General features: G+C 59.5%; 23 protein-coding genes and 1 pseudogene. 14 read left to right on the top strand and 10 right to left on the bottom strand.

What is annotated here, in order from left to right:
• Positions 1-100: 100 nt before the first annotated feature.
• Genes FHL07_RS19915 through FHL07_RS19905 form a run of 3 tightly spaced genes read left to right on the top strand, consistent with a single transcriptional unit; the run spans position 101 to position 2,455 of the window.
• The gene (locus tag FHL07_RS19915) at positions 101-676 is read left to right on the top strand and encodes a YfiR family protein (protein ID WP_095002461.1); all 576 of its coding nucleotides are present in this window, start codon (positions 101-103) and stop codon (positions 674-676) included.
• Positions 673-1,944, top strand: coding sequence for a diguanylate cyclase domain-containing protein (locus FHL07_RS19910; protein WP_095002462.1), 1,272 nt, complete (start codon positions 673-675; stop codon positions 1,942-1,944). The genes FHL07_RS19915 and FHL07_RS19910 overlap by 4 nt, the downstream gene beginning before the upstream one ends.
• 7 nt (positions 1,945-1,951) lie before the next feature.
• Positions 1,952-2,455, top strand: coding sequence for an OmpA family protein (locus FHL07_RS19905; RefSeq protein WP_095002463.1), 504 nt, complete (start codon positions 1,952-1,954; stop codon positions 2,453-2,455).
• A 68-nt stretch (positions 2,456-2,523) separates the two neighbouring features.
• Here FHL07_RS19905 and FHL07_RS19900 read toward each other — a convergent pair whose 3' ends face one another.
• Positions 2,524-3,471: a LysR family transcriptional regulator gene (locus FHL07_RS19900; protein WP_095027105.1), complete on the bottom strand. Its 948-nt coding sequence runs from the start codon at positions 3,469-3,471 to the stop codon at positions 2,524-2,526.
• A 114-nt stretch (positions 3,472-3,585) separates the two neighbouring features.
• Between FHL07_RS19900 and FHL07_RS19895 the strand changes: the two genes are divergently transcribed.
• Positions 3,586-5,100, top strand: coding sequence for a CoA-acylating methylmalonate-semialdehyde dehydrogenase (locus FHL07_RS19895; protein ID WP_095002465.1), 1,515 nt, complete (start codon positions 3,586-3,588; stop codon positions 5,098-5,100).
• 11 nt (positions 5,101-5,111) lie between these two features.
• Positions 5,112-5,999, top strand: a complete 888-nt coding sequence (mmsB, locus tag FHL07_RS19890) for a 3-hydroxyisobutyrate dehydrogenase (protein WP_095002466.1) — start codon at positions 5,112-5,114, stop codon at positions 5,997-5,999.
• Positions 6,000-6,059: 60 nt separating this feature from the next.
• Here the strand turns inward: mmsB and FHL07_RS19885 are convergent, their stop codons facing one another.
• The 3 genes from FHL07_RS19885 to FHL07_RS19875 all read right to left on the bottom strand — a co-directional run bounded on the left by FHL07_RS19885 (position 6,060) and on the right by FHL07_RS19875 (position 8,964).
• Complete coding sequence (locus FHL07_RS19885; RefSeq protein ID WP_016783536.1) at positions 6,060-6,404, bottom strand: cupin domain-containing protein; 345 nt, start codon at positions 6,402-6,404, stop codon at positions 6,060-6,062.
• Between the two features lie 137 nt (positions 6,405-6,541).
• Positions 6,542-7,945 carry an amino acid permease gene (locus tag FHL07_RS19880; RefSeq protein WP_095039289.1) on the bottom strand — a complete coding sequence of 468 codons (1,404 nt, stop codon included), beginning with the start codon at positions 7,943-7,945 and terminating at the stop codon, positions 6,542-6,544.
• A gap of 137 nt (positions 7,946-8,082) precedes the next feature.
• On the bottom strand, positions 8,083-8,964 hold the full coding sequence (locus tag FHL07_RS19875; RefSeq protein WP_095020640.1) for a LysR substrate-binding domain-containing protein: 882 nt from the start codon (positions 8,962-8,964) through the stop codon (positions 8,083-8,085).
• Positions 8,965-9,131: 167 nt separating this feature from the next.
• On the opposite strand from FHL07_RS19875, the gene FHL07_RS19870 reads away from it, so the two are divergent.
• From FHL07_RS19870 to FHL07_RS19845, 6 genes are all read left to right on the top strand, one after another.
• Complete coding sequence (locus FHL07_RS19870) at positions 9,132-9,896, top strand: sulfite exporter TauE/SafE family protein (RefSeq protein ID WP_138738828.1); 765 nt, start codon at positions 9,132-9,134, stop codon at positions 9,894-9,896.
• 143 nt (positions 9,897-10,039) lie between these two features.
• The gene (locus FHL07_RS19865; RefSeq protein WP_138738827.1) at positions 10,040-10,630 is read left to right on the top strand and encodes an NAD(P)H-dependent oxidoreductase; all 591 of its coding nucleotides are present in this window, start codon (positions 10,040-10,042) and stop codon (positions 10,628-10,630) included.
• A 116-nt stretch (positions 10,631-10,746) separates the two neighbouring features.
• A complete protein-coding gene (locus FHL07_RS19860; RefSeq protein WP_095002472.1) occupies positions 10,747-11,667 on the top strand; it encodes a LysR family transcriptional regulator in 921 nt (306 codons plus the stop codon).
• A gap of 60 nt (positions 11,668-11,727) precedes the next feature.
• On the top strand, positions 11,728-11,901 hold the full coding sequence (locus FHL07_RS19855; protein WP_176465213.1) for a hypothetical protein: 174 nt from the start codon (positions 11,728-11,730) through the stop codon (positions 11,899-11,901).
• 155 nt (positions 11,902-12,056) lie between these two features.
• Positions 12,057-13,724: a gamma-glutamyltransferase gene (gene ggt / locus FHL07_RS19850; protein ID WP_095025649.1), complete on the top strand. Its 1,668-nt coding sequence runs from the start codon at positions 12,057-12,059 to the stop codon at positions 13,722-13,724.
• 199 nt (positions 13,725-13,923) lie between these two features.
• Complete coding sequence (locus tag FHL07_RS19845) at positions 13,924-15,369, top strand: SulP family inorganic anion transporter (protein ID WP_138738826.1); 1,446 nt, start codon at positions 13,924-13,926, stop codon at positions 15,367-15,369.
• A 123-nt stretch (positions 15,370-15,492) separates the two neighbouring features.
• On the opposite strand, the gene FHL07_RS19840 is transcribed toward FHL07_RS19845, so the two are convergent.
• The 3 genes and pseudogenes from FHL07_RS19840 to FHL07_RS24080 form a co-directional block, all read right to left on the bottom strand.
• The gene (locus tag FHL07_RS19840) at positions 15,493-15,939 is read right to left on the bottom strand and encodes a hypothetical protein (protein ID WP_133144349.1); all 447 of its coding nucleotides are present in this window, start codon (positions 15,937-15,939) and stop codon (positions 15,493-15,495) included.
• Positions 15,940-16,247: 308 nt separating this feature from the next.
• Positions 16,248-16,961, bottom strand: a complete 714-nt coding sequence (locus tag FHL07_RS24085) for a methyl-accepting chemotaxis protein (protein ID WP_369782769.1) — start codon at positions 16,959-16,961, stop codon at positions 16,248-16,250.
• A gap of 141 nt (positions 16,962-17,102) precedes the next feature.
• Positions 17,103-18,035, bottom strand: a pseudogene (locus FHL07_RS24080) (methyl-accepting chemotaxis protein); the annotation flags it as partial.
• 503 nt (positions 18,036-18,538) lie between these two features.
• Here FHL07_RS24080 and pmrG point away from each other — a divergent pair.
• Positions 18,539-19,261 carry a lipopolysaccharide core heptose(II)-phosphate phosphatase PmrG gene (gene pmrG / locus FHL07_RS19830; protein WP_232527685.1) on the top strand — a complete coding sequence of 241 codons (723 nt, stop codon included), beginning with the start codon at positions 18,539-18,541 and terminating at the stop codon, positions 19,259-19,261.
• Positions 19,262-19,308: 47 nt separating this feature from the next.
• On the opposite strand, the gene FHL07_RS19825 is transcribed toward pmrG, so the two are convergent.
• From FHL07_RS19825 to FHL07_RS19815, 3 genes are all read right to left on the bottom strand, one after another.
• The gene (locus FHL07_RS19825) at positions 19,309-19,815 is read right to left on the bottom strand and encodes a hypothetical protein (RefSeq protein ID WP_095018720.1); all 507 of its coding nucleotides are present in this window, start codon (positions 19,813-19,815) and stop codon (positions 19,309-19,311) included.
• Positions 19,816-19,907: 92 nt separating this feature from the next.
• A complete protein-coding gene (locus FHL07_RS19820; RefSeq protein ID WP_138738825.1) occupies positions 19,908-21,368 on the bottom strand; it encodes an ArnT family glycosyltransferase in 1,461 nt (486 codons plus the stop codon).
• Between the two features lie 91 nt (positions 21,369-21,459).
• Positions 21,460-22,755, bottom strand: coding sequence for a carbohydrate porin (locus FHL07_RS19815; RefSeq protein ID WP_095024395.1), 1,296 nt, complete (start codon positions 22,753-22,755; stop codon positions 21,460-21,462).
• Positions 22,756-22,931: 176 nt separating this feature from the next.
• Between FHL07_RS19815 and FHL07_RS19810 the strand changes: the two genes are divergently transcribed.
• Together FHL07_RS19810 and FHL07_RS19805 are read left to right on the top strand one after the other, a co-directional pair.
• Positions 22,932-23,945 carry an ATP-grasp domain-containing protein gene (locus tag FHL07_RS19810; protein WP_095025646.1) on the top strand — a complete coding sequence of 338 codons (1,014 nt, stop codon included), beginning with the start codon at positions 22,932-22,934 and terminating at the stop codon, positions 23,943-23,945.
• A gap of 40 nt (positions 23,946-23,985) precedes the next feature.
• A complete protein-coding gene (locus FHL07_RS19805) occupies positions 23,986-25,128 on the top strand; it encodes a trypsin-like peptidase domain-containing protein (protein WP_138738824.1) in 1,143 nt (380 codons plus the stop codon).
• Positions 25,129-25,198: the final 70 nt, after the last annotated feature.

The following is a 25,198-nucleotide window of genomic DNA, read 5'->3' as shown; positions in this document are numbered from 1 at the left end:
ACAAGAAATGGCGCGTCCAATGTGACCTGTATCACAGTTAATACGGTTGTCGTGCTATCGTTACGACACTATTCCCATAAAGATCTCAGAGAAATCCCGCATGGATGTGGCTGTCTCATCGACAGAACAGCACTTTGGATGGCGGCTACGGCTGATTTCCTTTTGCCTGTTACTGCTGAGCACTCCTTGTCTGGTTCAGGCTCAAACGCCCATCAACCTGGCGGATCAGCGCGCCAAGGCCGTGACCCAGGTTGTGCTGGGCATCCTCAGTTATGCGCGCTGGCCCACAGAGCCGGCACAACTGCAGTTGTGCGTGATCGGCCCCACCGAATACACCGATGACCTGCTTAAGGGCGCGACCCAGTCTACTGGCCGACCGGTGCAGGTGCGTCGCGTGCTGGCGAGTGACCCCGGCATCGCCAGCAGTTGCAACGCGGTATACCTGGGCAAGCTGAGCGCCGACGAGCGCAGTCGCCTGTTTAGCAGCCTCAACACCAAGGCGGTGCTGAGCATCAGCGAAGACGGTGACCAATGCACCGTGGGCAGCCTGTTTTGCCTGCATGTGCGTGATGAGCAAGTGTCGTTCGAGGTCAACCTCGACTCCGTCGCCCGCAGCGGTGTACGTATTCACCCCAGTGTGTTGCAACTGTCACGCCGTCGGGCGGCGCAGCCATGAGCGGGTTGAATGCGCCGCAACGACGTCGCCGGCTGCGTTCGGTGTTGCGCCGTGGGCATCTTGGCGTGGCACTGGTTGCGGTGACACTGGCCAGCGCCTCCATGACCCTGCTGGGCGTGCTGGCGCTCAAGGTCTATGCCGATCACAACCTGCACCTGATTGCCCGCTCCATCAACTACACCGTGGAAGCGGCCGTGGTGTTTGACGACCCCGGGGCAGCAACCGAGGCCCTGGCCTTGATTGCTTCCACCGAAGCGGTCGCCGAGGCTCAGGTGTATACCGCCGAGGGTGAACTGCTCGCGCAATGGCAGCGTCCGCAAACCGATCTGCTGTCCAGGGTCGAGATGCTGTTGGCCGATGGCTTGCTGCAGCAGCCGATCAGCATGCCGATTTTGCATCAGGGCCAGGAGGTTGGCCGGGTCGTTCTGCGCGGGCATGGCGCCAATATGCTGCGTTTTTTGCTTAGCGGCTTGCTTGGCGTGCTGGTGTGTACCGCGCTCAGTGCCTGGAGTGCGCTGTACCTGTCGCGCCGGCTGCTGGATGGCATTACCGGGCCTCTGCAGCAGCTGGCGCAAGTGGCCCACGCTGCCCGTCGTGAACGTGCGTTCGATCGTCGCGTACCGCCCGCGCATATTGCCGAGCTCGACAGTCTGGGCAACGACTTCAATGCCTTGCTCGACGAGCTGGAGTCATGGCAAAGCCATCTGCAAAACGAAAATGAGGCCCTGGCCCATCAGGCCAGCCACGATTCGCTCACCAACCTGCCTAACCGCGCCTACTTTGAAGCCCGGTTGACGCGCACTCTGCGCTCGCTCAATAAAACGCGGGATAAGGCTGCGGTGCTGTTTCTCGACAGTGACCGCTTCAAGGGCATCAATGATGCCTACGGCCATGCCGCCGGTGATGCGGTGCTGGTAGCGGTAGCAACGCGCATTCGTGCGCAACTGCGTGAAGACGACGTAGTGGCGCGCCTGGGCGGTGACGAATTTGCGATCTTGCTGACTCCGCTGCACAAAATAGAAGATGCCCAGCGCATTGCCGAGAAGATCATTGCCAGCATGCTTGAGGCCATCGAACTGCCGGGGCAGGTGAGCGTCGTGACATCGCTGAGTATCGGCATTGCCGTCTACCCCGAACATGGTGCAAGCGCCCAGGAACTGCTCTGTGCAGCGGACTCGGCGATGTACCAGGCCAAGCGCCTCGCCCGAGGCGGGCAACATGTAGCGGAGTCGGAGCACCCCGCAAACACCGTAAATATCAGGAGCTAACTCAAAAATGCGTGCATTGACCCAGCGTTATCTGCAGTTTTTCAGCGTTGCCTTGTTGTTGGCCACGTTGTCGTTGACCGGTTGCCAGACTCCCCCGCCAAAGGGTCTGACCCCGGCGCAGATTGCGGTCCTCAAGGAACAGGGCTTTGAGTTGACCGAGGAGGGCTGGGCATTTGGTCTTTCGGGCAAAGTGCTGTTTGGCAGCGACCTTGAAGTGCTTAACCCACAGAGCCAGGAAATCGTTGAGCGTATCGGCACGGCCTTGCTGGGTGCCGATATCCAGCGGGTGCGGGTGGATGGTCACACCGACTCTTCGGGCAAGGAGTCCTACAACGAGCAACTGTCGGTACGCCGCGCCAACAGCGTGGTCAAGGCCCTGACCAAAGTTGGCATGCGCCCTGAGAATATCCAGGTCCGTGGGTTGGGTAGTCGCGAGCCGGTAGCCAGCAACAACACCCGGGCCGGGCGTACGGAAAACCGCCGTGTGTCGATTGTGGTGATTGCCGATTGATAAGCCGGGTCCGTAGCAGCTGCCGAAGGAACGAGGCTGCGTTCGGCAGCTGCTACGGGGCGGTGTGGTCAGTCCGCAAATCTCATTCCGCGCGTTTCGCCCAGCAACAGCGGCGCATTCAGTTCCGTCACTTCGCGGATGTAATCCCATAGCAGGGTGATGCGTTTCAACTTCCTCAGATCTTCGCGGCAGTACATCCAGAACTGTCGCGTCAGGGTGACCTCGCCCGGCAATACCGGCAGCAAACGCGGGTCCTGGGCGGCCAGAAAGCACGGCAAAATCGCCAGCGAGCGGCCCTGCTGCGCTGCCACGAATTGCGCAATCACGCTGGTGCTGCGCAGGTTGGCGCTGGCGCCGGGCAGCACGTTGGCCAGGTACAGCAGCTCCGAACTGAACGCCAGATCGTCCACATAGCTAATAAAAGTGTGCTCGGCCAAATCCGCCGCCCGGTTGATAGGCGGGTGCTGGTCCAGATACTCCTGGGTGGCATACAGCTGCAAGCGGTAGTCGCATAGCTTGCAGCACACATAGGGCCCGTGTTCCGGACGCTCCAGCGCGATCACGATATCCGCCTCGCGCTTGGACAAGCTGATGAAGTGCGGCAGGGGCAGGATATCCACTGAAATGGCCGGGTAGGCGTCGACAAAATGGCTGAGCTGAGGGGTGATAAAAAAGCTCCCGAACCCCTCCGTGCAACCCATGCGCACATGCCCGGACAACGCCACCCCCGAACCCGACACCTGCTCGCAGGCCATATGCAGGGTACTTTCGATGGCCTCGGCATAGCCCAGCAAGCGCTGGCCCTCGTTGGTCAGGGTGAAGCCGTTGGTGCGTGATTTTTCAAACAGCAGTGTGCCGAGGGCAGCCTCCAGCGAACTGATGCGTCGCGATACGGTGGTGTAGTCCACCGCCAGCCGTTTGGCCGCAGTGCTGGCTTTACGGGTACGGGCCACCTCGAGAAAAAACTTCAGGTCGTCCCAGTTCAATGCGCTTAACGATGTGATGTTTTTTTGCATGTTTGATCGGCTTTTATGTGCGTTCTTATTAGAAGAACGCACACCTATACTCCAAAAACAGTCCTGCGACCAATCTGGACAGCCCTACTTAAAATAATAATGCCGGAGACTTCCATGAACGTTTCTACCACCCCGTACCAAAACGCCCGCCTGCTGATCGATGGCGAATGGGTCGAGTCGCAGACCACCGAGTGGCACGACATCATCAACCCCGCCACTCAGCAAGTGCTGGCCAAAGTACCGTTTGCCACTGCCGCTGAAGTCAACGCCGCCATCGCTGCCGCCCAGCGCGCTTTCCAGACCTGGAAGCTGACGCCCATTGGCGCGCGCATGCGCATCATGCTCAAGCTGCAGGCGCTGATTCGCGAGCACTCCAAGCGCATCGCCACTGTGCTCAGTGCCGAACAGGGTAAAACCATTGCCGACGCCGAGGGCGATATTTTCCGCGGCCTGGAAGTGGTCGAGCATGCTTGCTCCATCGGCACCTTGCAGATGGGTGAATTCGCTGAAAACGTTGCGGGCGGGGTGGATACCTACACCTTGCGCCAACCTATCGGGGTCTGCGCCGGGATCACACCGTTCAATTTCCCTGCCATGATTCCGCTATGGATGTTCCCGATGGCCATCGCCTGCGGTAACACCTTCGTTCTCAAACCGTCCGAACAAGACCCGCTCTCGACCTTGATGCTGGTCGAGCTGGCGCTGGAAGCCGGGGTCCCGCCAGGCGTGCTCAACGTCGTGCATGGCGGCAAGGATGTGGTGGATGCGCTGTGCACCCACACCGATATCAAAGCGGTTTCGTTCGTTGGCTCAACCGCCGTCGGTACCCACGTTTATGACCTGGCGGGCCGTCACGGCAAGCGCGTGCAATCGATGATGGGCGCGAAAAACCACGCCGTGGTGTTGGCCGATGCCAACCGCGAGCAAACCCTCAACGCGCTGGTCGGTGCCGGTTTTGGCGCAGCCGGCCAACGCTGTATGGCTACCTCGGTGGTGGTACTGGTGGGGGCGGCGAAAAAATGGCTGCCGGATCTCAAGGCGCTGGCGCAAAAACTCAAGGTCAACGCCGGCAGCGAGGCGGGTACGGATGTAGGTCCGGTGATCTCCAGGCGTGCTAAAGAGCGGGTACTGGGGTTGATCGAAAGCGGCATCAAAGAAGGCGCAGTGCTGGAACTGGATGGCCGCAACATCAAGGTCCCGGGTTTCGAACAAGGCAACTTTATCGGGCCGACCCTGTTTTCCGGGGTCACCACCGATATGCAAATCTATACCCAGGAAATTTTCGGCCCGGTGCTGGTGGTGATTGAGGTCGATACCCTCGACCAGGCCATTGCACTGGTCAACGCCAACCCGTTTGGCAACGGCACCGGCCTGTTTACCCAAAGCGGCGCTGCAGCGCGCAAGTTCCAGACTGAAATCGATGTGGGCCAGGTCGGTATCAATATCCCGATCCCGGTGCCGGTGCCGTTCTTCAGCTTCACGGGTTCCCGTGGCTCGAAACTCGGTGATCTTGGCCCGTACGGCAAGCAAGTGGTGCAGTTCTATACTCAAACCAAGACCGTCACCAGTCGCTGGTTCGACGATGACAGCGTGAATGATGGCGTCAACACAACCATCAATCTTCGTTGAGGGCACACAGCATGAATATCGCATTTATCGGCCTGGGCAACATGGGCGCACCAATGGCGCGCAACCTGCTCAAGGCCGGGCATTCGCTGAACCTGTTTGATCTGAACCAAAGCATTCTCGCCGAGCTGGCCGCCCTGGGTGGCCATATCAGCACCTCGCCTCGGGAGGCCGCCCAAGGCACCGAACTGGTGATCACCATGCTCCCGGCTGCTGCCCATGTGCGCAGCGTGTGGCTGGGTGAGGACGGCGTGCTGGCTGGCATCGGCGCAGGTGTACCCGCCGTGGATTGCAGCACCATCGACCCGCAGACCGCCCGCGATGTCGCCGCTGCAGCCGCCAAACAGGGCGTGCAGATGGCCGATGCGCCGGTGTCCGGCGGCACCGGTGGCGCGCAGGCGGGCACCCTGACCTTTATGGTCGGCGCTCCCCAGGCGCTGTTCGACACCCTGCACCCTGTACTCGAACAAATGGGCCGCAACATCGTCCATTGCGGGGATGTGGGCACCGGCCAAGTGGCTAAAATCTGCAACAACCTGCTGCTCGGGATCTCCATGGTCGGCGTCAGCGAGGCCATGGCCCTGGGGGCTGCACTGGGTATCGACAGCGAAGTACTGGCCGGGGTGATCAACAGCTCCACCGGGCGCTGCTGGAGCTCGGAGGTGTACAACCCGTGGCCGGGCATCGTTGAAACCGCCCCTGCGTCACGCGGCTATACCGGTGGATTTGGTGCCGAGCTGATGCTCAAGGATCTGGGGCTGGCCACCGAGGCAGCACGTCAGGCCCACCAGCCTGTGGTGATGGGTGCCGTGGCGCAACAGCTGTATCAGGCCATGAGCCTGCGCGGCGAAGGCGGCAAGGATTTCTCGGCCATCATCAACAGCTATCGCAAACCTCAGTAACTGGTCGCTTTACCGGGAGCCCGCGTCGGGCGGGCTCCCGGGTTTTTTACGTGGTTTCACTCAGGCAAAAACGAAATACTTGCGCACGGTTTCAACCACTTCCCATGTGCCTTTCATGCCCGGCTCGACCACAAAGATATCCCCGGCCCGCAGATGGATCGGTTCTTTGCCCTCTGGGGTGATGATGCAATAGCCCTCACGGAAATCGCAGTATTCCCACTTCACATATTCCACATACCACTTGCCGGGCGTGCAAATCCACGTGCCCATGATCTTGCTGCCGTCTTCGCTGGTGTAGGCGTTGAGGTTGACGGTATGGGGGTCGCCCTCGAGTTTTTCCCATTTGCAGGCATCGAGCACGGGCAGGGGGTGGGTGTCACGAAGCACGGTGATTGGCGCAGACATAAAACCTCCGGTGATGGGTTATCGAACCTCACCCTAACCGCAGCGATACTCTGACAGATGCCTGGTTCCGACCCCCAGATGCGCAAAAGCCCCGGCACTGTTTTCAGTGCCGGGGCTTTTTTGTAACAGCCAAATGCTTAGTGCGAGTTGGCCAGAGCCTTACCGGTGCGCAGGCGCAGCACATAGAAGCCGTAGATGATCAGCAGCCACACCGGAATCGCATACACCGACGCACGAACGTCGGGGATCATCCAGATAACCGAGACGATCACCGCCATAAACACCAGGCACAGGATATTGCTGAGCGGGAACCAGAATGCCTTGAACGAAGGCGTCACGCCCTGAACGGCCATGGCCTTGCGGAACTTGATATGGGTGAGGCTGATCAGTGCCCAGTTGATCATCAGCGAGGCAACCACCAGGGCAAACAGCAGCTCCAGTGCCTTGTGCGGGGCCACATAGTTGACCACCACGCACAACAGCGTCACCAGTGCCGACACGCCCAGTGCACGCAACGGCACGCCATTTTTGGTCAGCTTCATCAGGGCTTTGGGGGCATCACCCTGCTCGGCCAGGCCAAACAGCATGCGGCTGTTGCAGTACACGCCGCTGTTATAGACCGACAGCGCGGCAGTCAGTACCACAAAGTTGAGGATTTGCGCGGCGGTATCACTGCCGATCAAGGCAAAGATCTGCACAAACGGGCTGCTGCCGTAGGCATCGCCGCCGGCGCCCAGGGTTACCAGCAACTGGTCCCACGGGTACAGTGCCAGCAGCACGGTCAGGGCGCCCACGTAGAAAATAAGGATCCGGTACACCACCTGGTTGATGGCCTTGGGGATCACCTTTTTCGGCTCGCTGGCTTCCGCCGCGGTGATACCCACCAGCTCCAGGCCACCGAAGGAAAACATGATAAAGGCCATGGCCATCAGTAGCCCCATGCCGCCATTGGGGAAGAACCCGCCGTGGCTCCACAGGTTGCTGATCGACGCCTGAGGGCCGCCGGTGCCGCTGAACAGCAGGTAGCAACCCAGGACGATCATGCCGACAATCGCCACCACCTTGATAATGGCAAACCAGAATTCCATTTCGCCGAACACTTTCACGTTCAGGGTATTGATCAGGTTGACCAGTACAAAGAACACCACGGCGCTGACCCAGGTTGGCACCTCGGGCCACCAGAACTGGATGTACTTGCCCACGGCCGTCAGCTCGGCCATGCCCACCAGCACATACAGTACCCAATAGTTCCAGCCCGACAGAAACCCCGCATAACCGCCCCAGTACTTGTGGGCAAAGTGGCTGAAGGAACCGGCCACTGGCTCTTCGACGATCATTTCGCCGAGTTGGCGCATGATCAGGAACGCTATAAAGCCGGCGATCGCATAGCCCAGGATCATCGACGGCCCGGCCGACTTGAGTACGCCCGCCGACCCCAGAAACAGGCCCGTACCGATAGCGCCGCCCAGGGCAATCAGCTGGATATGGCGGTTTTTCAAACCGCGTTTGAGTGTGACCGGGGGGGAATTAGCGTCAGCCATCGGGTGCCCTGTGAGTTGTTATTCTCAAAACTGGATAAAAGTACCCGTGGGCAAAGGCGCCCCGGGTGTCGCAAGCCCCGGATATTACTCTGGGTAAAAACCAAGGCATACAGGCTGGCAGTAAACGGCGACTATTCTTACAAGCTCAAAGCTTCCAGCAATGCCATGGCATAGGTGGGCAATTGCGCAAACGAGCGGGCGCACAGCAGCAATTTACGATCAGCCCATGGCTCGCTCAAGTTCACCACTTCAAAGGTGCGCGGGGCCTGCCAGCGCTCGATGGTGGCCCTGGGCACAATCCCCAGCCCGGCGCCGCGAGCGACCATGCGCAATACCCCGTCAAAGCCTTCGGCACGGATACGCACCTGCATGCGACACCCCATATGCAGTGCCTGTTCTTCCAGGTACACCGCCAGCGCGCTGCTGGCCGACAACCCGACATAGTCATGGCTTAGGGTGTCGCTGAACGAGAGGCCGGGCCTGTGGGCCAGCGGGTGGTCGAGGGGCATGACCAGTACCAGCGGGTCATCGCGAAAGGGCCGGGTTTGCAGGTCACGGGTGTCTACCGCGTTGGAGATCACACCGATATCGGCGGCGTCCAGGCGCAGGGCATGGGTGATGCGCAGGCTGGTGAGTTCTTGCTGGTCGACGCTTATGGCAGGGTGCTGGCGTACAAAGTCGGCGAGTAGCTCGGGCAGGTATTCGGTGAGGGCGGCGGTGTTGCACAGCAGGCGGATACGGCCTTTGAAGCCCTGGGCGTATTCGCTCAGGTCGTGGTTCATGCGCTCCACCTGCTGCAACAGTAACCGGGCATGTTGGGCCAGCGCTTGCCCGGCAGGGGTAGGGCTGATGCCACGACGGCTGCGCTGCAAAAACGCCACGCCCAGGGACGCTTCCATCGCCCGGATCCGCGCACTGGCGGCAGGCAGCGATAGATGGCTGAGGCTGGCGCCGGCGGTGATATTGCCTGCCTGCAGCACATTCAAATACAGACGCAGGTCAACCAGGTCGAAGTGCATGAAAGGTCCTTGAAGATCCTGTAAAGATTCTAAATAGCGCCGCAAACCGCTGTTGTAGCAGCCTTCGGCAGTTGCTACGGGCGAGGGGTTCTGCCTATTGTCAGGAAAGAGGCTGACTCTGTGCATGGCGCATTTTCAGGCGCTGGCCCATGCCCCAGCATAGGCCCATGAAAACACTTGTCGAGTTTTACCAACACCTGGGATGGGCCTTGTCACTGCTGGTGATAGTGACCTTTTTGCTGGCCGGTACGGTCAAGGGCGTCATCGGCCTGGGCCTGCCGACTGTCGCCATGGGTATCCTCGGGCTGGCTATTGCTCCGGCGCAGGCTGCGGCTCTGCTGATTATCCCGTCCATCGTGACCAACGCCTGGCAACTGGCCGCCGGCGGCCAGTTGCGGGGGTTGCTCAAACGTCTGTGGCCCATGCAGCTGGGGATTTTTATCGGCACCGCGTCAGGCATGCTGTGGCTCAGTATCGATGGCGGTAGCTGGGTGGTACGAGCGCTGGGCGCGGCCCTGTTGCTTTATGCCCTCAGCGGGTTGTTCCTGCCCACCCTGCGCATCGCCCCGCAGCGCGAACCCTGGCTGGGCCCGGTGTGCGGGCTGATCACCGGGGTCATCACCTCGGCTACCGGGGTGTTTGTGATCCCTGCCGTGCCCTATCTGCAAGCCCTGGGCCTGAGCAAAAACCAGTTGGTGCAGGCCTTGGGTTTGTCCTTCAGCGTCTCCACATTGGCCCTTGCCGCCGGGCTGTACTGGCGTGGCAACCTGGCTGGCGCTGAGCTCAATGCCTCATTGCTGGCGCTTTTGCCCGCCATGCTCGGCATGTGGCTGGGGCAATGGTTGCGCCAGCGCATCAGCGCCTTGCTGTTTAAACGGGTGTTTTTTATCGGCATGGCGCTGCTGGGTACTCACTTGCTAATCAACAATTAACAATGGATTCGTGCTGTAGCGGCAAAGGTGATTTGACCCATCACGGGTTTTTCTCATGCGAGGGCAACGATATTCTGCCGACATGTTTTTGAACCCCCCTGTCGCTCAACAGCGCTGAGGGTTTAACCCCCTGGAGGCTGATGATGAAAAAAATACTCTTGTTTAACGGTGCGAAAAAATTCGCCCACTCCGATGGTCGCTACAACCTGACCATGCACGACACTGCGCTGGCGTTTTTTGATCGTCAGGGTTTTGAAGTCAAAGTGACCCATATCGACGAAGGCTACGATATCGCCGAAGAAGTGGAAAAATTTCTTTGGGCTGACGTAATCATCTACCAAATGCCCGGCTGGTGGATGGGCGCGCCGTGGATCGTTAAAAAGTACATGGATGAAGTGTTCACCGAGGGTCACGGTAAACTTTACGCCAGTGACGGCCGCACCCGTTCCGACGCTTCGCAGCGCTACGGCAGCGGCGGCCTGATTCAGGGCAAGCAGTACATGCTGTCGCTGACCTGGAACGCACCGCAGCAGGCGTTCGATGACCCGGCCGACTTCTTTGAAGGCAAGGGCGTGGACGCGGTGTACTTCCCGTTCCACAAGGCTAATGAATTTTTGGGCATGACCGGCCTGCCGACTTTCCTGTGTGTTGACGTGATGAAGCGTCCGCAGCCAGACGTTGACGCGGCCCGTTACGAGCAGCACCTGGCCGAGGTGTTTGGCCTGAAGGCGTAAGCGACGCCGGGGTGGGAGCGGGCTTGCTCGCGATGCAGGCAACTCGGTTGTTATGACGAACCGCGGTGATACCATCGCGAGCAAGCCCGCTCCCACACGTAGATAAGGTCGACCGCGTGAAAGCCAGATCCGATGAGCTGCAAATCTTTGTTTCGGTCATCGAGTGCGGCTCGATATCTGCCGCCGCCGAGCAGGCCGGGCAAACGCCTTCGGCCGTGAGCCGTACGCTGTCACGGCTGGAGGCCAAGCTTGAAACCACGCTGATCAACCGCACCACGCGGCGCATGGACCTGACCGAGGAGGGCAAGTTCTTTTTCGAACGGGCCAAGTTGATCCTTGAGCAAATGGACGAGCTGGAAGAGCGCCTGATCTCGCACCAGCGTACCCCCTCCGGGCGCTTGCGCATCAATGCCGCCGCGCCGTTTGTGCTACATGCCATCGTGCCGTATATCCCTGAATTCCGTGCCCTGTACCCCGAGATCCAGCTGGAACTCAACAGCAACGATCTGATTATCGACCTGCTGGAACAAAGCACCGATATTGCCATTCGTATCGGCACCCTGGCCGACTCCACCCTGCATGCCCGCTCCCTGGGGTGCAGCCCGCTGAATATTCTCGCCAGCCCGGACTACATTGCCGCCCACGGCATGCCCACAAATGTTGCGGATTTGGCCCACCATACCCTGATAGGTTTTACCCAGAACGATGGCCTCAACCAGTGGCCGCTGCGTTATGCCCAGGGCGACCGCTGGCCCATTCAGCCTGCCATCAGTGCCTCAAGCGGTGAAACCGTACGTCATCTGGCGTTGCAAGGTCAGGGCATCGCCTGCCTGTCGCACTTTATGACCCACGAAGATATCAGCGCCGGGCGCCTGCAGGTGGTGCTGGGCGAGTTCAACAGCGGCTATCGCCAGCCGATCCATGCCGTGTATTACCGCAACTCGCAGCTGGCGCTGCGCATTCAGTGCTTTCTGGACTTTATCCAGGCCAAGCTGGCCAGCTACGCGATCTGCGACAAGCCCACAGGGCTTGAGTGAGGTTCCTACATATAAAGCAACGTCTGCACCTACTGCGTCGCTTTATATCCCGGCGTACCGATGCAGGAGGCGCTCAAACATGCCTCGCTGTTGCTCAAGGGCGCAGAACTGACCGCCGACGACATCCGTTCCCACCTCAGCGGTTTTGAGGCCGAACAGTTGTGGTGCGTCATTCACGGCGTCGAGCTGGCCCGTGGTCTGGTGGATGCACTGATCACCGAAACGCGCACATAACGCCTTCGGCAGCTGCTACCAGTTCTGTTTTGGTGCAGAACCGCGCTGCCCTCAAGGGTGTGTGTCATTGCGCACTTTTACGTTTGTTGTTTGAAAATATCGCCGAATTCAGACAAGGTTCGGCCACAGTTGATAACAATAAAAGGATGTATCGAATGCGCATTGTGTGGTTCAAAACCCTGGCCCTGACGGCTGCCATCGCGGCCAGCTCTTCGGCGTATGCCGTCACCCTGGACGGCGGCGCAGTCGCCGCACCCGATCAATACGGCGCCGAAGTGGCCGCACAAATTCTCAAAAAAGGCGGCAACGCCGTCGACGCCGCAGTCGCCACCGCCTTTACCCTGGCCGTGACCTATCCCGAAGCCGGCAATATCGGCGGTGGCGGGTTTATGACGATGTACATCGATGGCAAACCCTATTTCCTCGACTATCGCGAAACCGCCCCCAAAGCCGCCAGCCGCGATATGTACCTGGACGACAAAGGCGACATCATCGAGAACTTGAGCCTGGTCGGTTCCCGCGCTGCCGGCGTGCCGGGCACGGTGATGGGGCTGTGGGAAGCGCATCAACGCTTTGGCAAATTGCCGTGGGCCGAATTGCTGACCCCGGCCGTGGGGTATGCGAAAAACGGCTTTAAAGTGGCCGATCAGCAATTTCAGTACCGCGAAGATGCACTGGCGCTGTTCAAGGGCACTACCAATTTCGCGGACTACTTTGGCAGCATGAAGCCCGGGCAAACGTTCAAACAGCCAGAGCTGGCCGTGACCCTGGAGCGCATTGCCGACCAGGGCGCCAAGGAGTTCTACCGCGGCAAGACCGCCGACCTGCTGGTCGCGCAAATGCAGCAGGACAAGGGCTTGATCACCAAGCAAGACCTCAACGACTACAAGGTCAGCTGGCGTGAGCCGATGCGCGTGGATTTTCGTGGCAACACCCTGTACACCGCGCCGCTGCCAAGCTCGGGCGGTATTGCCCTGGCGCAGTTGATCGGTATCAAGGAGGACCGCGCAGCGGACTTCAAAGGTGTGGAGCTGAACTCTGCGCCCTATATCCACCTGCTGGCCGAAATCGAAAAACGTGTGTTCGCCGACCGTGCCGACTACCTCGGCGACCCGGCTTTCGGGAAGATGCCTGTGGCCGAGCTGACCGATCCGGCCTATATCGCCAAGCGTGCGAAAGAGGTTAACCCGAAAGCGATTTCACCGACCGCCAATGTCAAACCGGGCCTGGAACCGCATCAGACCACGCACTTCTCCATCGTCGACAAACAGGGTAATGCGGTCAGCAATACCTACACCCTGAACTGGGATTACGGCAGTGGTGTTGTGGTTAAGGGCGCGGGCTTTTTGCTGAACGATGAAATGGATGACTTCAGCTCCAAGCCCGGGGTGGCCAATGCTTTTGGTGTGGTGGGCGGCAATGCCAACGCTATCGAGCCGGGCAAGCGCATGTTGTCTTCCATGAGTCCAAGTCTGGTAACCCGCGATGGCCAGGTTACGCTGGTGCTGGGCACGCCGGGTGGCTCGCGGATTTTTACCTCGATTTTCCAGGTGCTCAACAACATCTACGACTACGACTTGCCACTGGAGAAAGCCGTAGCTGCACAGCGTGTGCATCACCAGTTGCTGCCTAAAGACACGATCTACTTCGACACCTATGCGCCACTTACCGGCAAGGTGGCTCAGGAGCTGAAAGCGATGGGCTACACCCTGGAGGATCAGGGCTGGAACATGGGGGATATTCAGGCCATCCGGGTTAAAGGCACCGAGCTTGAAACCGCCTCCGACCCGCGTGGCCGTGGTGTGGGGATGGTGGTGAAGTAAGCCCGCAACGCACATAGACGCATCACTCTTGTGGGAGCGGGCTTGCTCGCGATGCAGACACCTCGGCCATTCTGGTTCACCGAGTTGTTGCCATCGCGAGCAAGCCCGCTCCCACAATTGCTTTTTAGCCCCTGCAATTTGTTACCATCTGTTGCCTGTAACTCCCTCAGTTTTTCCCGTCCCGAATTTTAGGTAAACCATGAAACTCTCACGTCTGCGCGCTGATGTCCTGGCCGGACTCACGACGTCCTTCGCGCTGTTGCCCGAGTGCATTGCGTTCGCGTTGGTCGCCCATCTCAACCCTTTGATGGGGCTCTATGGCGCGTTCATCATTTGCACCCTAACCGCGCTGTTTGGCGGCCGGCCGGGCATGGTGTCCGGTGCTGCCGGGTCGATGGCGGTGGTGATCGTTGCCCTGGTGGTGCAACACGGTGTGCAGTATCTGTTGGCTACGGTGCTGCTGAGCGGGTTGATCATGCTGGCGTTCGGCTTGTTCAAACTCGGCAAGCTGGTACGCATGGTGCCGCACCCGGTGATGCTGGGCTTCGTCAACGGCCTGGCAATCGTGATTGCCATGGCGCAACTGGATCACTTCAAGGATGGCGACACCTGGCTCAGCGGTATGGCGTTGTACATGATGATCGGGCTGGTGGCCGTGACCATGGCCGTCGTCTATCTGTTGCCTCGTCTGACCCGCGCCGCGCCACCTGCGCTGGTGGCCATTTTGGGCGTAGGGCTGGCGGTGTACTTGCTGGGTTTGCCAACCCGCACCCTGGGTGACATGGCGCATATCGCCGGTGGTTTGCCCAGCTTCAGCCTGCCGCAGATTCCCTGGACCCTTGAGACCCTGGGCATCATTGCGCCCTATGCGATCGTGATGGCAGTGGTGGGTTTGCTGGAAACCCTGCTGACCCTCAACCTCACCGACGAAATCACCGAAAGCCGTGGCTACCCGGACCGCGAGTGCGTGGCGCTGGGGGCGGCGAATATGGTGTCGGGGGCATTCGGCGGCATGGGCGGGTGCGCGATGATCGGCCAGACCGTGGTTAACCTCAGCTCCGGCGGGCGCGGGCGATTGTCCGGCGTGACCGCCGGTGTGATGATTTTGCTGTTTGTGTTGTTCCTGTCGCCATTTATTGAACGCATTCCGCTGGCGGCGCTGGTGGGGGTGATGTTTGTGGTGTCGCAGCAGACCTTTGCCTGGGCCTCTTTGCGAGTACTGAACAAAGTGCCGCTCAACGATGTGCTGGTGATTGTCGCGGTGACCGTGATTACCGTGTTTACCGATCTGGCGGTAGCGGTGATGTGCGGGGTGGTTATTGCTGCGCTCAATTTTGCCTGGCAGCAGGGGCGCCAGATGTATGCCGACGCGGATCTGCAGAGCGATGGCAGCAAGCTTTACCGTGTGCACGGCACGCTGTTTTTTGCCTCGACTACGACGTTTCTCAAACAGTTCGATCCGGGTAATGACCCGGCGCAGGTGACGCTCGATTGTCGCCATTTGAACCTGGTCGATTACTCGGCCATTGCGGCACTGGACACCCTGCGCGAGCGTTATCGCAAAGCGGGCAAGCATCTGCTGGTGCTGCACCTGTCCGAGCGCAGCAAGAAGCTGCTTAAGCGTGCACGGGTGGGGCACGACTGAATCGGCTATCGCCCCCGTTAACGCGGGGGTTGCCGAAGGCTGCGATTTTTACAGTGATGCGGTGCTGTCGGGGTTTTTAAAAAGTCGCATGTGGAACATGCGACTTTTATTGTTTATGACCGATTAAAACTTGCGAATCATCTCTTTCGCTGTGCAGCGGGGATCGGTGCCGGTTTTATCAAATATAAAGTTGACTTCTACTGCTCCTAGACGTGATTCGTTAACGCTGGCTTTCACGAATACAGGGCGACGCACTCCATCCTGCTGAAGGTTGTCATTCGAGTAGCTCCAAGGAGACCAGGCATTCTTTGTGGCGCCCCACACCCGAAGATTTAAATTGGCACTGGTACGCGATTGTGACTCTCTAGGTGCTTTGATTGTATACCCGGTGGTGGTAGCGAAGAGCAAGTCTCCGTTTCTGACGGCCGTTACATAAGCGGTACCTGTAAAGCCATTCGCCGAGCAACTCAGGGTGTAGTCTTTGCGAGATTCAGCCAGCAGTGGAGAAGCGGTCAGTACACTGGCGATAGCAAGACCTGCCAGGAGCGCACGTTTATTTTTGATTAGCATAGTCCAGGGGCCTGTTTTTAATGAGGTCCAGAGATCTTAAGTGCTGTAATCAGCGACGGCGATGGGCGGGATTACATTTAGATGTGGGGGCAGTCGTTATAAGTTGTAGTAAGGAGTAGTTAGTGGCTTCGGTATAGGTGATGCCATTAAGCCTTGATGTTGTGGGCTTATAGTTATAACGCTGCGAGGTTGCAAACGTCATTTCCGGCTATGTTGGGGCGCCACGTTTAAATCGTCATTTATCCGGATTTAATCTTAAGGAGTTGAAGAGGGTTCAACTTCTGCAACAGAAGTTGAACCCTGAGTTGTTACACTTTGAAATGGCTCACCATTTCTTGCAGCTGGTTACCCAGGCGCGCCAATTCAACGCTGGACTTGGCCGTCTCGTCACTCGCCGCTGCGGTTTGCTCGGAAACGTCGCGCACGTTTACGATGCTGCGGCTGATCTCTTCGGCCACCGCGCTCTGTTGCTCGGCGGCAGCAGCAATTTGCTGGTTCATCGACTGAATATTCGACACCGTGCGGGTGATGCCCTGCAGCGAGGTCCCCGCGTGACGGGTCAGGGTCACGCTGCTGTCGGTCAGGGTGCGGCTGTTGTGCATCACGCTGGCCACGTGCTGGGTGCCGCTTTGCAGGGCCGCGACCAGGGTTTGAATCTCTTCGGTGGATTTTTGCGTACGCTGGGCCAGGCCACGCACTTCATCGGCCACTACGGCAAAACCGCGCCCGGCGTCACCGGCACGGGCTGCTTCGATTGCGGCGTTGAGGGCCAGCAGGTTGGTCTGCTCGGCCACGGCCTTGATCACGTCCATCACGCTGCCGATCTTGTCGCTTTCCTGTTGCAATACGGCCATGGCTTCGGTTGAACGACCCACTTCCACCGCCAGGCGCTCGATCTGGTCAATGGCCTGGTTGACCACGGTATCGCCTTCGCGGGCTTCATTGTCTGCGGCCGCGGCGGCTTGCGAGGCTTGCTCGGCATTGCGCGCCACTTCCTGCACGGTGGCGGTCATTTCATGCATGGCGGTGGCCACCTGATCAGTCTCGATCTTCTGGCTGTTGACCCCGGCGCTGGTTTGCTCGGTCACCGCGGACAGCTCTTCGGCGGCACTGGCAATCTGGCTGACGCCATCACGGATACCGCTGATCAACTCGCGCAGGGTCGTACCCATGCGCGCAATACCTTGTTGCAGCACGCCCAGCTCGTCGCGACGGGTGACGCGCAGGTTCTGGGTCAGGTCGCCACTGGCGATGCGATCGACCACGGCCAGGGTTTCACGCAGGGGCACGGTGATCTGGCGGGTGATGATCACGGCCGCGGTGATGCCAAACAGCAATACCAGCAAGGTGGTGATCAGTTGCATGCTGTTGGCCGTGGCGCTTTCGATGTCGCGGCGTTCCAGTTGAATCTTGTACAGCTCATCGCTGCGGCCAAGGATGCTGGAGCCGTATTCGGTCATGTCCTTGCGCATGGCAATGATGGTGTTGTCGGTGCTGGTGTACAGCTCCAGCGCCTGCTGGTACTGCTCCATGGTTTTGTTCAGGGTGCGCAGGGTGTCGCCGGCATTGGCGGCAAAGTGCGAGCTCAGGCGGTCAAGGCTGGCAAGGGCCGCGTCCAGTTGCTGGCGTGCGGCCTTTTCCGTGGCGGGGGTGGGCGCAGCAATATAAGCGCGCACCTGATAGCGCGAGAGCAGGAACTGTTCACGTACTTCAGACACGCTCTGGTACATGGCAAAACGGTTTTCGTCACCTGCGGGCAGTTGCAGGGCGCGGTTCAGCAACGTCGTGATGGCGTCCTGGGCCAGAGCGGCGCTGCGGTCCATGTCGGCACGGGATGCGGCGGACTCGACGTAAGCCTTGCGCATGCTCACCAGTGCACGCTCGTAGCGGCCGATGATGGCTTGTTGCTCCTTGAGCAACTTGAGGTTTTCCGGGCTCTGGAAGGTGGCAATCAGCTGACTTTGTTGCGCAGAAAACGCGTCAATGCTGGCCTGTACACTTTGTGCGGCAGTTTCGTCGCCATCGGTCAGCATGTATTGCAAACGCGTCACCCGCAGGTTGGTAAACGCGGTGTTTAAACGGGTGATGTCGCTCATCCAGTTACTGCGATCAATCATCTGGCCCAGACTGATCCAGTTGCTGACGGCCATTACGCAGGTAAGGGCCAGTACCAGGCCAAAGCCCAGGGACAGTTTCAGGTTGACGCTGATATTGCTCAGCCATCTATTCATAGAGTTCTCCAGGAACGCTGCACGCATGATCTAAGTTCGCTGGAGGGAATTATTTTTTTTGACCCAGCCGAGTGTTGTGTTGGAGGGGTATCGGCTGCATTCGCCAGAGCTGAAACGTTTTGTTGGGCGCCAGTTCACATAACAACCTATCCATTTGAGTAGCGTGCCTGGATTGCGCTTTTACGCTTTTTTTCACATCCGTTTCACCTGCCTCTGACCTCCCTTTTTTTAGCCTGCGTTCAGCTAATAGAGACCTGCTTTATGCAAGTCTGTTTATACCGCCGGGCCGCGAAACGACCCGTTGTCATATTCGCGCTATAGGGTGTCGGTCAGTGATATCACTGGCTGGCGCAGAGGGCATAAGCATCGTGACGTTGAGTCTTGATCAGACCGGAATTAACCGTACGCTGTTGCGTCGTGCTCTGCTCCGTTACAAAAATGTGCTGGTGGTGATCGTGGCAAGTGCGCTTGCCGTTGCGCTGACATTGAGGCTGCTGGCCCCTGCGGCCCCGCCTGATCTGGCGCAGCCCAGCCATGCCGATCGTGTGTTGTTGCTCACCGACAGCTGGGCCAAGGGTGATGTGATTGCGCTGGTTCGACACGGCGAGCGTTGCGACCGTTCCTCGGCCCAGTGCCTGGGCCCCATGGACGGCGTGACGGTGCGCGGTGAAGCAGCAGTTCAGGCGCTGGGCGCAGACTTCAGGCAGTTGGGGCTCAGCCATACTGATATTCACAGCAGCCTGCTGACCCGGGCCCGACAAACCGCCGATGCCATGTTTGCCCGCCCGGTAGAGGCGCAGGACTGGCTGTTCAACTGCCGCGGCAGCATGCTGCGTGATGCTCTCAAGCACAAAGTGGCGGGCCACAACCTGATTCTGGTGAGCCACAGCGAATGCATGGACCAACTGTTGATGGACATGAACCTGTCAACCAGCACCACGTTTGGCTATGGCGCTTCGTTGTTTATCAAGACCGATGGCGCGAACGAGGATCCGCAGATGCTGGGCTATATCGAGCCCAAAGACTGGAAAAATATCGTGCCGGTGGTCACCCCGAACAACCGTCACGGGTTTGAAGCCTCGCAGTTCTAATCGTGGGCGCGAGCAGGCTCGCGCCCATAGAGTCAATCCATCCCCCCTCAATTGTGCTTGAACAAACGATCCCAGTTCTGTTCTGCCGGCAATGGCAGGTCGCTGAGTTCGCGGGCCACCACGTTTTCGATATCGTTGGCGCTGAGCACTTTTTCGTCGAGCCATGGCCAGGTCGCATCCGCATCGCGGAAGTTGAGCTGGTTGTTCAATTGCTGGCACGCCTGGGCGAGCAAGTGCATCAGCGCCCACAGGCTGGTGATGTAGGGCTTTTGTTGCTCGGGGATGCGGTTGAGCAGGGCGGCCACGTCAGGCAGGTTCGCACCGGGTGACAGGTTGCTGCGCAGGTTCCATAGAATCGCGCCGTTGTTCGACACCTCCTGATTGGCCAATGCCGGGTCGGTGCTGACCTCGACATTGAGTTTCACATGCTGCTGCTCTAGCTGATCGATCAGATAGTTGGCCAGATCGGATTTGCGCAAGAAGGCGGTGGCCGTATTGAAGGCCAGGTGAGCGTCGTAGTCGCTCAATGTTTTGCTGGATATACCGATGGTCATGGCGGGCTCCTTGGTCGGGAATTGTCCAAGGAGCGTAGTCAATGTGCCGTGATCGGCCACGGTATCTGCGGTTGCGTTGCCCGGGATCAAGTTTATGGGGCTGAAGCGGCCAGGCTGACAAGGTAGAAGTGGTGCCGGCCGACGCTGAGCTTGTCGAGAGTCTTGAGGGCCATGCCCGGTATCTCGGGGTTTTCTACCAGGGCGATATTGTCGGGGGATGCGCTGAGGAATGCCTGCAACTCTTCGGTTGAACTGAGGGTGTGCTGCAACTGCTGGCTGTAGAACACCACGGCGCCGAGGCGTTCGTCGGGCCGCAGCAGTGCGACCTGCTTGCCGCTGGCCTGCAGGCTCATGACCTCAGCGGCGAGGGGCTGGAAAGACTGTTCCTTGTCGGCCAGCGGTGCCCGATGGGCCGCCAGCAGGTAGGCGCCCACCAGAGCGGCCAGCAGCGCGATGGCAAGCGGGCGATGGTTGTCGCTGAAGAATTTGGCCACGGTCGAGTGCGCGCTTTTTTGGTACAGCCAGCCCAGCAGCACCCGGGCGTACTCGGCGGCAATCACTGCAGCCGCAGGGGCCATCGACATCATGTACACCGCCCGCTTGCTGGAGGCGAGGTTGAGCAGCACAAATTGCGCGACCAGCCATACACAGAAAAACAACAGGAAGGGGTTGCTGCGCAGTTGTTTGCGAAAGTGCCACAGGCCCAGATAGGTCAGCAGGTTCCACGGCAGGAAGGCTTCGGGCAGTTTTCGCAGGTAGTAGTAAAAGGGTTCGTAATGTCCGGCTTCAACAAAGGAGCCGCTAAAACGGCCAACGCTGTTGGTCAGCAGCAGTTCGCTGACGGCCTGCATGCCGCCGCGCTGATAGAGCATGCACAGCCAGACCGTCAGCGGGATCAGCCCCAATAGGGTCAGCAGGGCAGGGCGTAGCCAGTTGCGCGGCTTGAAGCGTTTTTCCAGCAGGCTTTCACACACCAGATAGACAAAAATCACCACGCCCGGCAGTGCCAGGCCCAGTACGCCTTTGCTCAAGGTGGCAATGGCGATGCCGGTCGCGAATAACAGCCAGCTGCCCCGTGCAAAACCGGGCTGGCGGTTGGCATGAAAAAACGCCAGCAAGGCCATGGTTACGCCCAGGGTGAGCAAGGCATCTTCGCCCACCTGGCGGGTGTTGCCCCAAAATATGCCCATGGTTGCCAGCATGGCGGCGGCTGTCCAGGCCAGTGCTGTGGGGCGGCCCAGCTTGCGCAGCATTGCATAGAGCAGCAACACGCAAAATAGACCGGCAAAGGCCGAAGCCAGGCGCACGGCGAACAGTTCGCCGCCGAATACGCGAATGGCTCCTGCATCCAGCCAGAGGCTCAGGGGTGGTTTTTCCAGGAAGGGGGCATTGAGCAAATTGGGCGTTACCCAATCGTCGCTCAGGTGCATCTGCATGGCTATGCCTGCCACGCGGGACTCTGTCGAGCCCTGCAATTGGTGATTCCCCAGCGCAAAAAAGAACAGCACGCAACCGAGAAGCAGTAACAGCAGGGCAGGACGAGTCAGACGCATTGGGCTACCAGGCAGCAATCGAATGGAGTACTGCACTGGAGTATAGGAGGGCAAACCTTAAAGCTTTGTGAAAGCTACATAAACGCTTGTGTCAGAACGTTGCCTTGACCTGCAGCCCCGCGACCAGCGCATTGCTGCGCTTGGCGCCGTAGAAAGCCCCTGGTTCGATGATGTATTGCAGGTCCGGGCGCAACAGCAGCCACGGCGTGACTTGCGCGCCGTAGTTGAGCTCCAGCAACTGCTCGCCGCTGTCCAGGCTGGCGATCATGTCCGCCTGTTCCGGGCTGCTGGCTGCCGCTTCCTGCACGTCGCGGGAGCGCGAGTTGAATACGGCGCGGCCGTAGGCAAAGGCGATGCTGTCTTTGGGGCGGCTGGCAAACGGCTTTTGTTTGACCAGGCCTACCGAGTACCAGTGGCGCATAGGCGAGGTCGCGGCATTGCTGCTGGATGCCTGGCCAAAGGCGCGCAATACGCTTTCGGGGTCTTGCTCATCACGCCAGATGGCCTGGTCGACCAGCACATAGGCGCCGGTGCGGTTGTTGGCTTTTTGCGTGCTGCCAATCTTGCGGGTATTGGAGGTGTCGTAGTACCAGCCCACTTTGTATTGGCCATTGAGCCAGGCGTTGTTGGTGAAGATCGCTTCCAGCGGCATGATCGCTCCGGTAGTGCCTTTGGTGGTCATGCTGAAGGCTTCGGAGGAGCGACTGTTGTATTCGGGGTTGACCTGGAACACGGCGGTTTGCAGGGTCAGGGCCGGGCTGACGGTGTAGCGCAGTTCGCCGCCCCAGTGGCCGGTGGGGTAGTTGGTCCAGCCGCTGCCATTGGACTGGGTCAGCGGATGCGCGCAGAAACCGGCGTTGACGAAGCTGGTCAACAGCGGCATGCCGCCAAAATCGTTGCCCATTGGCATAAAGCCAACCTTGGTGGTCAGGTCTTCGGAAAACAGCGTGCGCTGGTAGCTGAACTCGGACAGGCGGGTGTAGTTGCCGCCGGCGTTTTCCTGGATTGGCAGGCGGTTGCCTACGAGGTCTTCGGAGGCGCTGTGACCGCGACGATCATTGACGGTGATTTGCACCAGGCCAGCATCGGCGCTACCCAGTATTTTGCTCAGGTCGAACTGGGCACCGATACGCACTTGTTGCGAGTAACGGGTGCCGTGCTTGATCCCGCCATGCAAGTTGGAGAAGGTTTCGGAGTTGTAATCACCGGTCAGCTTGATGCCCTTGTCGATCAGCTTTTGGCGCTCGCCGCCCCAGTCGCCGGTCAGGGTCGAACGGTTCATCAGGTTGTCGGTGGTGTCGGCCAGTACGCAGGCAGGCGTCAGGGCCAGCAATGACAAGCCGCCGCACAGGCTGGTGTTCAGCAGGGCGCGGGAAGAGAAAAACATCTACAGAAGCTCCTTTATATGAAGTGTCGGCGACGGGGCGCGACACGATGCCGCACATTATGAACTATTTAGTTAATTAATTTCATATTTGGTTACACGACCTCCCTCTAATGACTAAGGGCGTTGGTAGCGGCCATCCGCTAGACTCCCGCGTTTATCCGTACCAAGGGATGTTCATGATCTGGTTTCTTGAAGGGCAATCGAGCCAACGCGATGTGATTGCAGGTGCCCGGGCGGCGCTGCCGGACACCGTGCAAATTTTCGCCTCGCACCGCCAAAATCGCCCTGAAATCACCGGATTGGCGGATGTCGCCTGGCGGGAGCCGCAAGACAATCAGGAGCGCATCGGCTGGGTGATCGAGCAGGCCCGCGCCCGGCAGATCAAGGTGGTGCTGGCCGGGCGTGTGGGTCAGGTATATGAAGCGCACCGCGCCGAGTTCGAAGCAGCCGGGTTGCAATTGATTACCGGGGCGCTGGACCTGGAAACCTTTGAGCGGGTTGACGACAAGTCGACGTTTACCCGTGAGGCCCTGGCGGCCGGGCTGGCGTGCATACCGGCGATGACGGTGAGCACCCAGGCTGAACTGGAGACGGCTTACGCCCAGTTGGCCCGCGACGGCCAGGTGTGTGTAAAACCGACGCGCGGTATTTACGGCCAGGGCTTTTGGCGTTTGGCCGATAACGTGGACCCGTTTCGCAGTTTTGCCAATGCCGACGCCCATGAAGTCAATGCGGCGGTGTTTGCCCAGGCCTACGGTCAATCGGATGCGCCCCAACCGTTGCTGGTGATGCCTTATATGCCCGGCAGCGAATGCTCGGTGGACATGGTCTGTGAGGCGGGCGAGGCCGTGGCCTATGTGGGGCGGCGCAAGCAGGGCCTGATGCAGACATTCGAGCGCGACGGTGCGGCGGTCGAACTGGCGATCAAGGCGGCGCGGCACTTCAAGTGCGACGGTATCGTCAATGTGCAGACCCGGGATGATGCCGCAGGCCAGCCGCATTTGCTGGAGATCAACCTGCGCTATTCTGGCGGTATCGGCTACACCCGCGAAGCCGGAGTCAACCTGCCGGGTATCTTTGCCGCACGCCGCCTGGGCCTGCCCGTGCCAGCCAGTACATGGCGCGAGAATGTGCAGGTCAAGGCAATCACGGTGGTGGTTCCGGTTCGCGGAGAAGAGCTGTTAAGGTGATCAGCTCTTGTTTGTCGCGGGCACAGGGGAGTCACAAGCGATGATATTGATGCCGGGCGCCAATGCGGCCCTTGAATCTGTGCGTTGTGAGATGAGCCTGACCTGCTCGCGAGCGGGCGCATTGGGTGACTATGCGGGGCTGGCGTTGCTGGCCGTGGATGGCAAGCGCCAACCCGTCGGGGAGCCTGCGCTGATACACGCCCCGCAACCCTGGCTGGCATGGCATGACACCGCCGGCCTGGCACGCTTCAGCCTGGTGCTGGAACAATTGCCTGCAGATTGTGAGCGTGTATTGCTGGTGCTCTATGTGTTCGGCGCGCTGGGTCCGTTACGTGAACTCGGCCAGTTCCGGCTCAAGGTCGGAGAGCAGATCGAGCACAGTCTGGCACTGGATGAGTTCGGTGATGGCGCAATGGTCATTGCCGAGGTGTACCGACGCAGCGATCAATGGAAAATCCGCGCACTCGCCGAAGCGTCCGCCTACGGCTTGAGCGCGTTTGCCCGACGCCTGGGGCTGGCTCTGGATGATCGTCATCCGCAACGCATGAGACCTGAGGCATCAGACGACAGCGTTGCGCGCCAAGGGGCTACAGGTACTGGTTTTGCCGTAAGCACCCAGCATATTTTGACCTGTGCCCATGTCATTGAAGGCCTCGAGCAATTGTCGATTACGTCCTTTGAGGGTCGATACAAGGCGGAGTCTGTGGTGGTCGATCGCAAGAACGACCTCGCTTTGCTGCGGGTCATTGGTGCCCCCCCTTTGAACCCGGTGACTTTTCGTGAGGGCGTGGGCTGTGAGCTGGGCGAAAGTGTCGTCACCCTGGGGTTTCCGCTCGCCGGGCTGGCAGGCGGTGGCGTGCAAGTTTCCCAAGGTGTGGTTTCGGGCCTGTTTGGCCTTCGCGACGATGCCAGCCTGATGCAGTTCACCGCACCGATTCAGCCCGGCTCCAGCGGAAGCCCGGTGTTTGACCCGCAAGGATTGGTCAGTGGCCTGGTGACCTCGAGCATGGCGGATGCGCAGAACATGAACTTTGCTGTCAAGTCGGCACTGGTACTGGCGTTCCTTGAGGCAGCCCGTGTACCGGCCCGGCGCGGGTGCAGTGAACGTTCGTTGAGCACGCCGGAGTTGGTACGCGCTTCGCAGGCTGGACTGTGGCGGATTGACGCCAGCCATCTTCAGTAACCATTTTTTACTTGTCTTAACCCCCCGTCTCCCTAATCGTCCCCCATTTTTTCAGTATGTTCAGGTAGTA

It is taken from the genome of Pseudomonas sp. FSL W7-0098 (assembly GCF_005930585.1).
GTDB classification, from domain to species: Bacteria; Pseudomonadota; Gammaproteobacteria; order Pseudomonadales; family Pseudomonadaceae; genus Aquipseudomonas; species Aquipseudomonas bubulae.
Note: the sequence above shows the minus strand (reverse complement) of the source record. Positions and strands in the feature narration are given on the sequence as shown.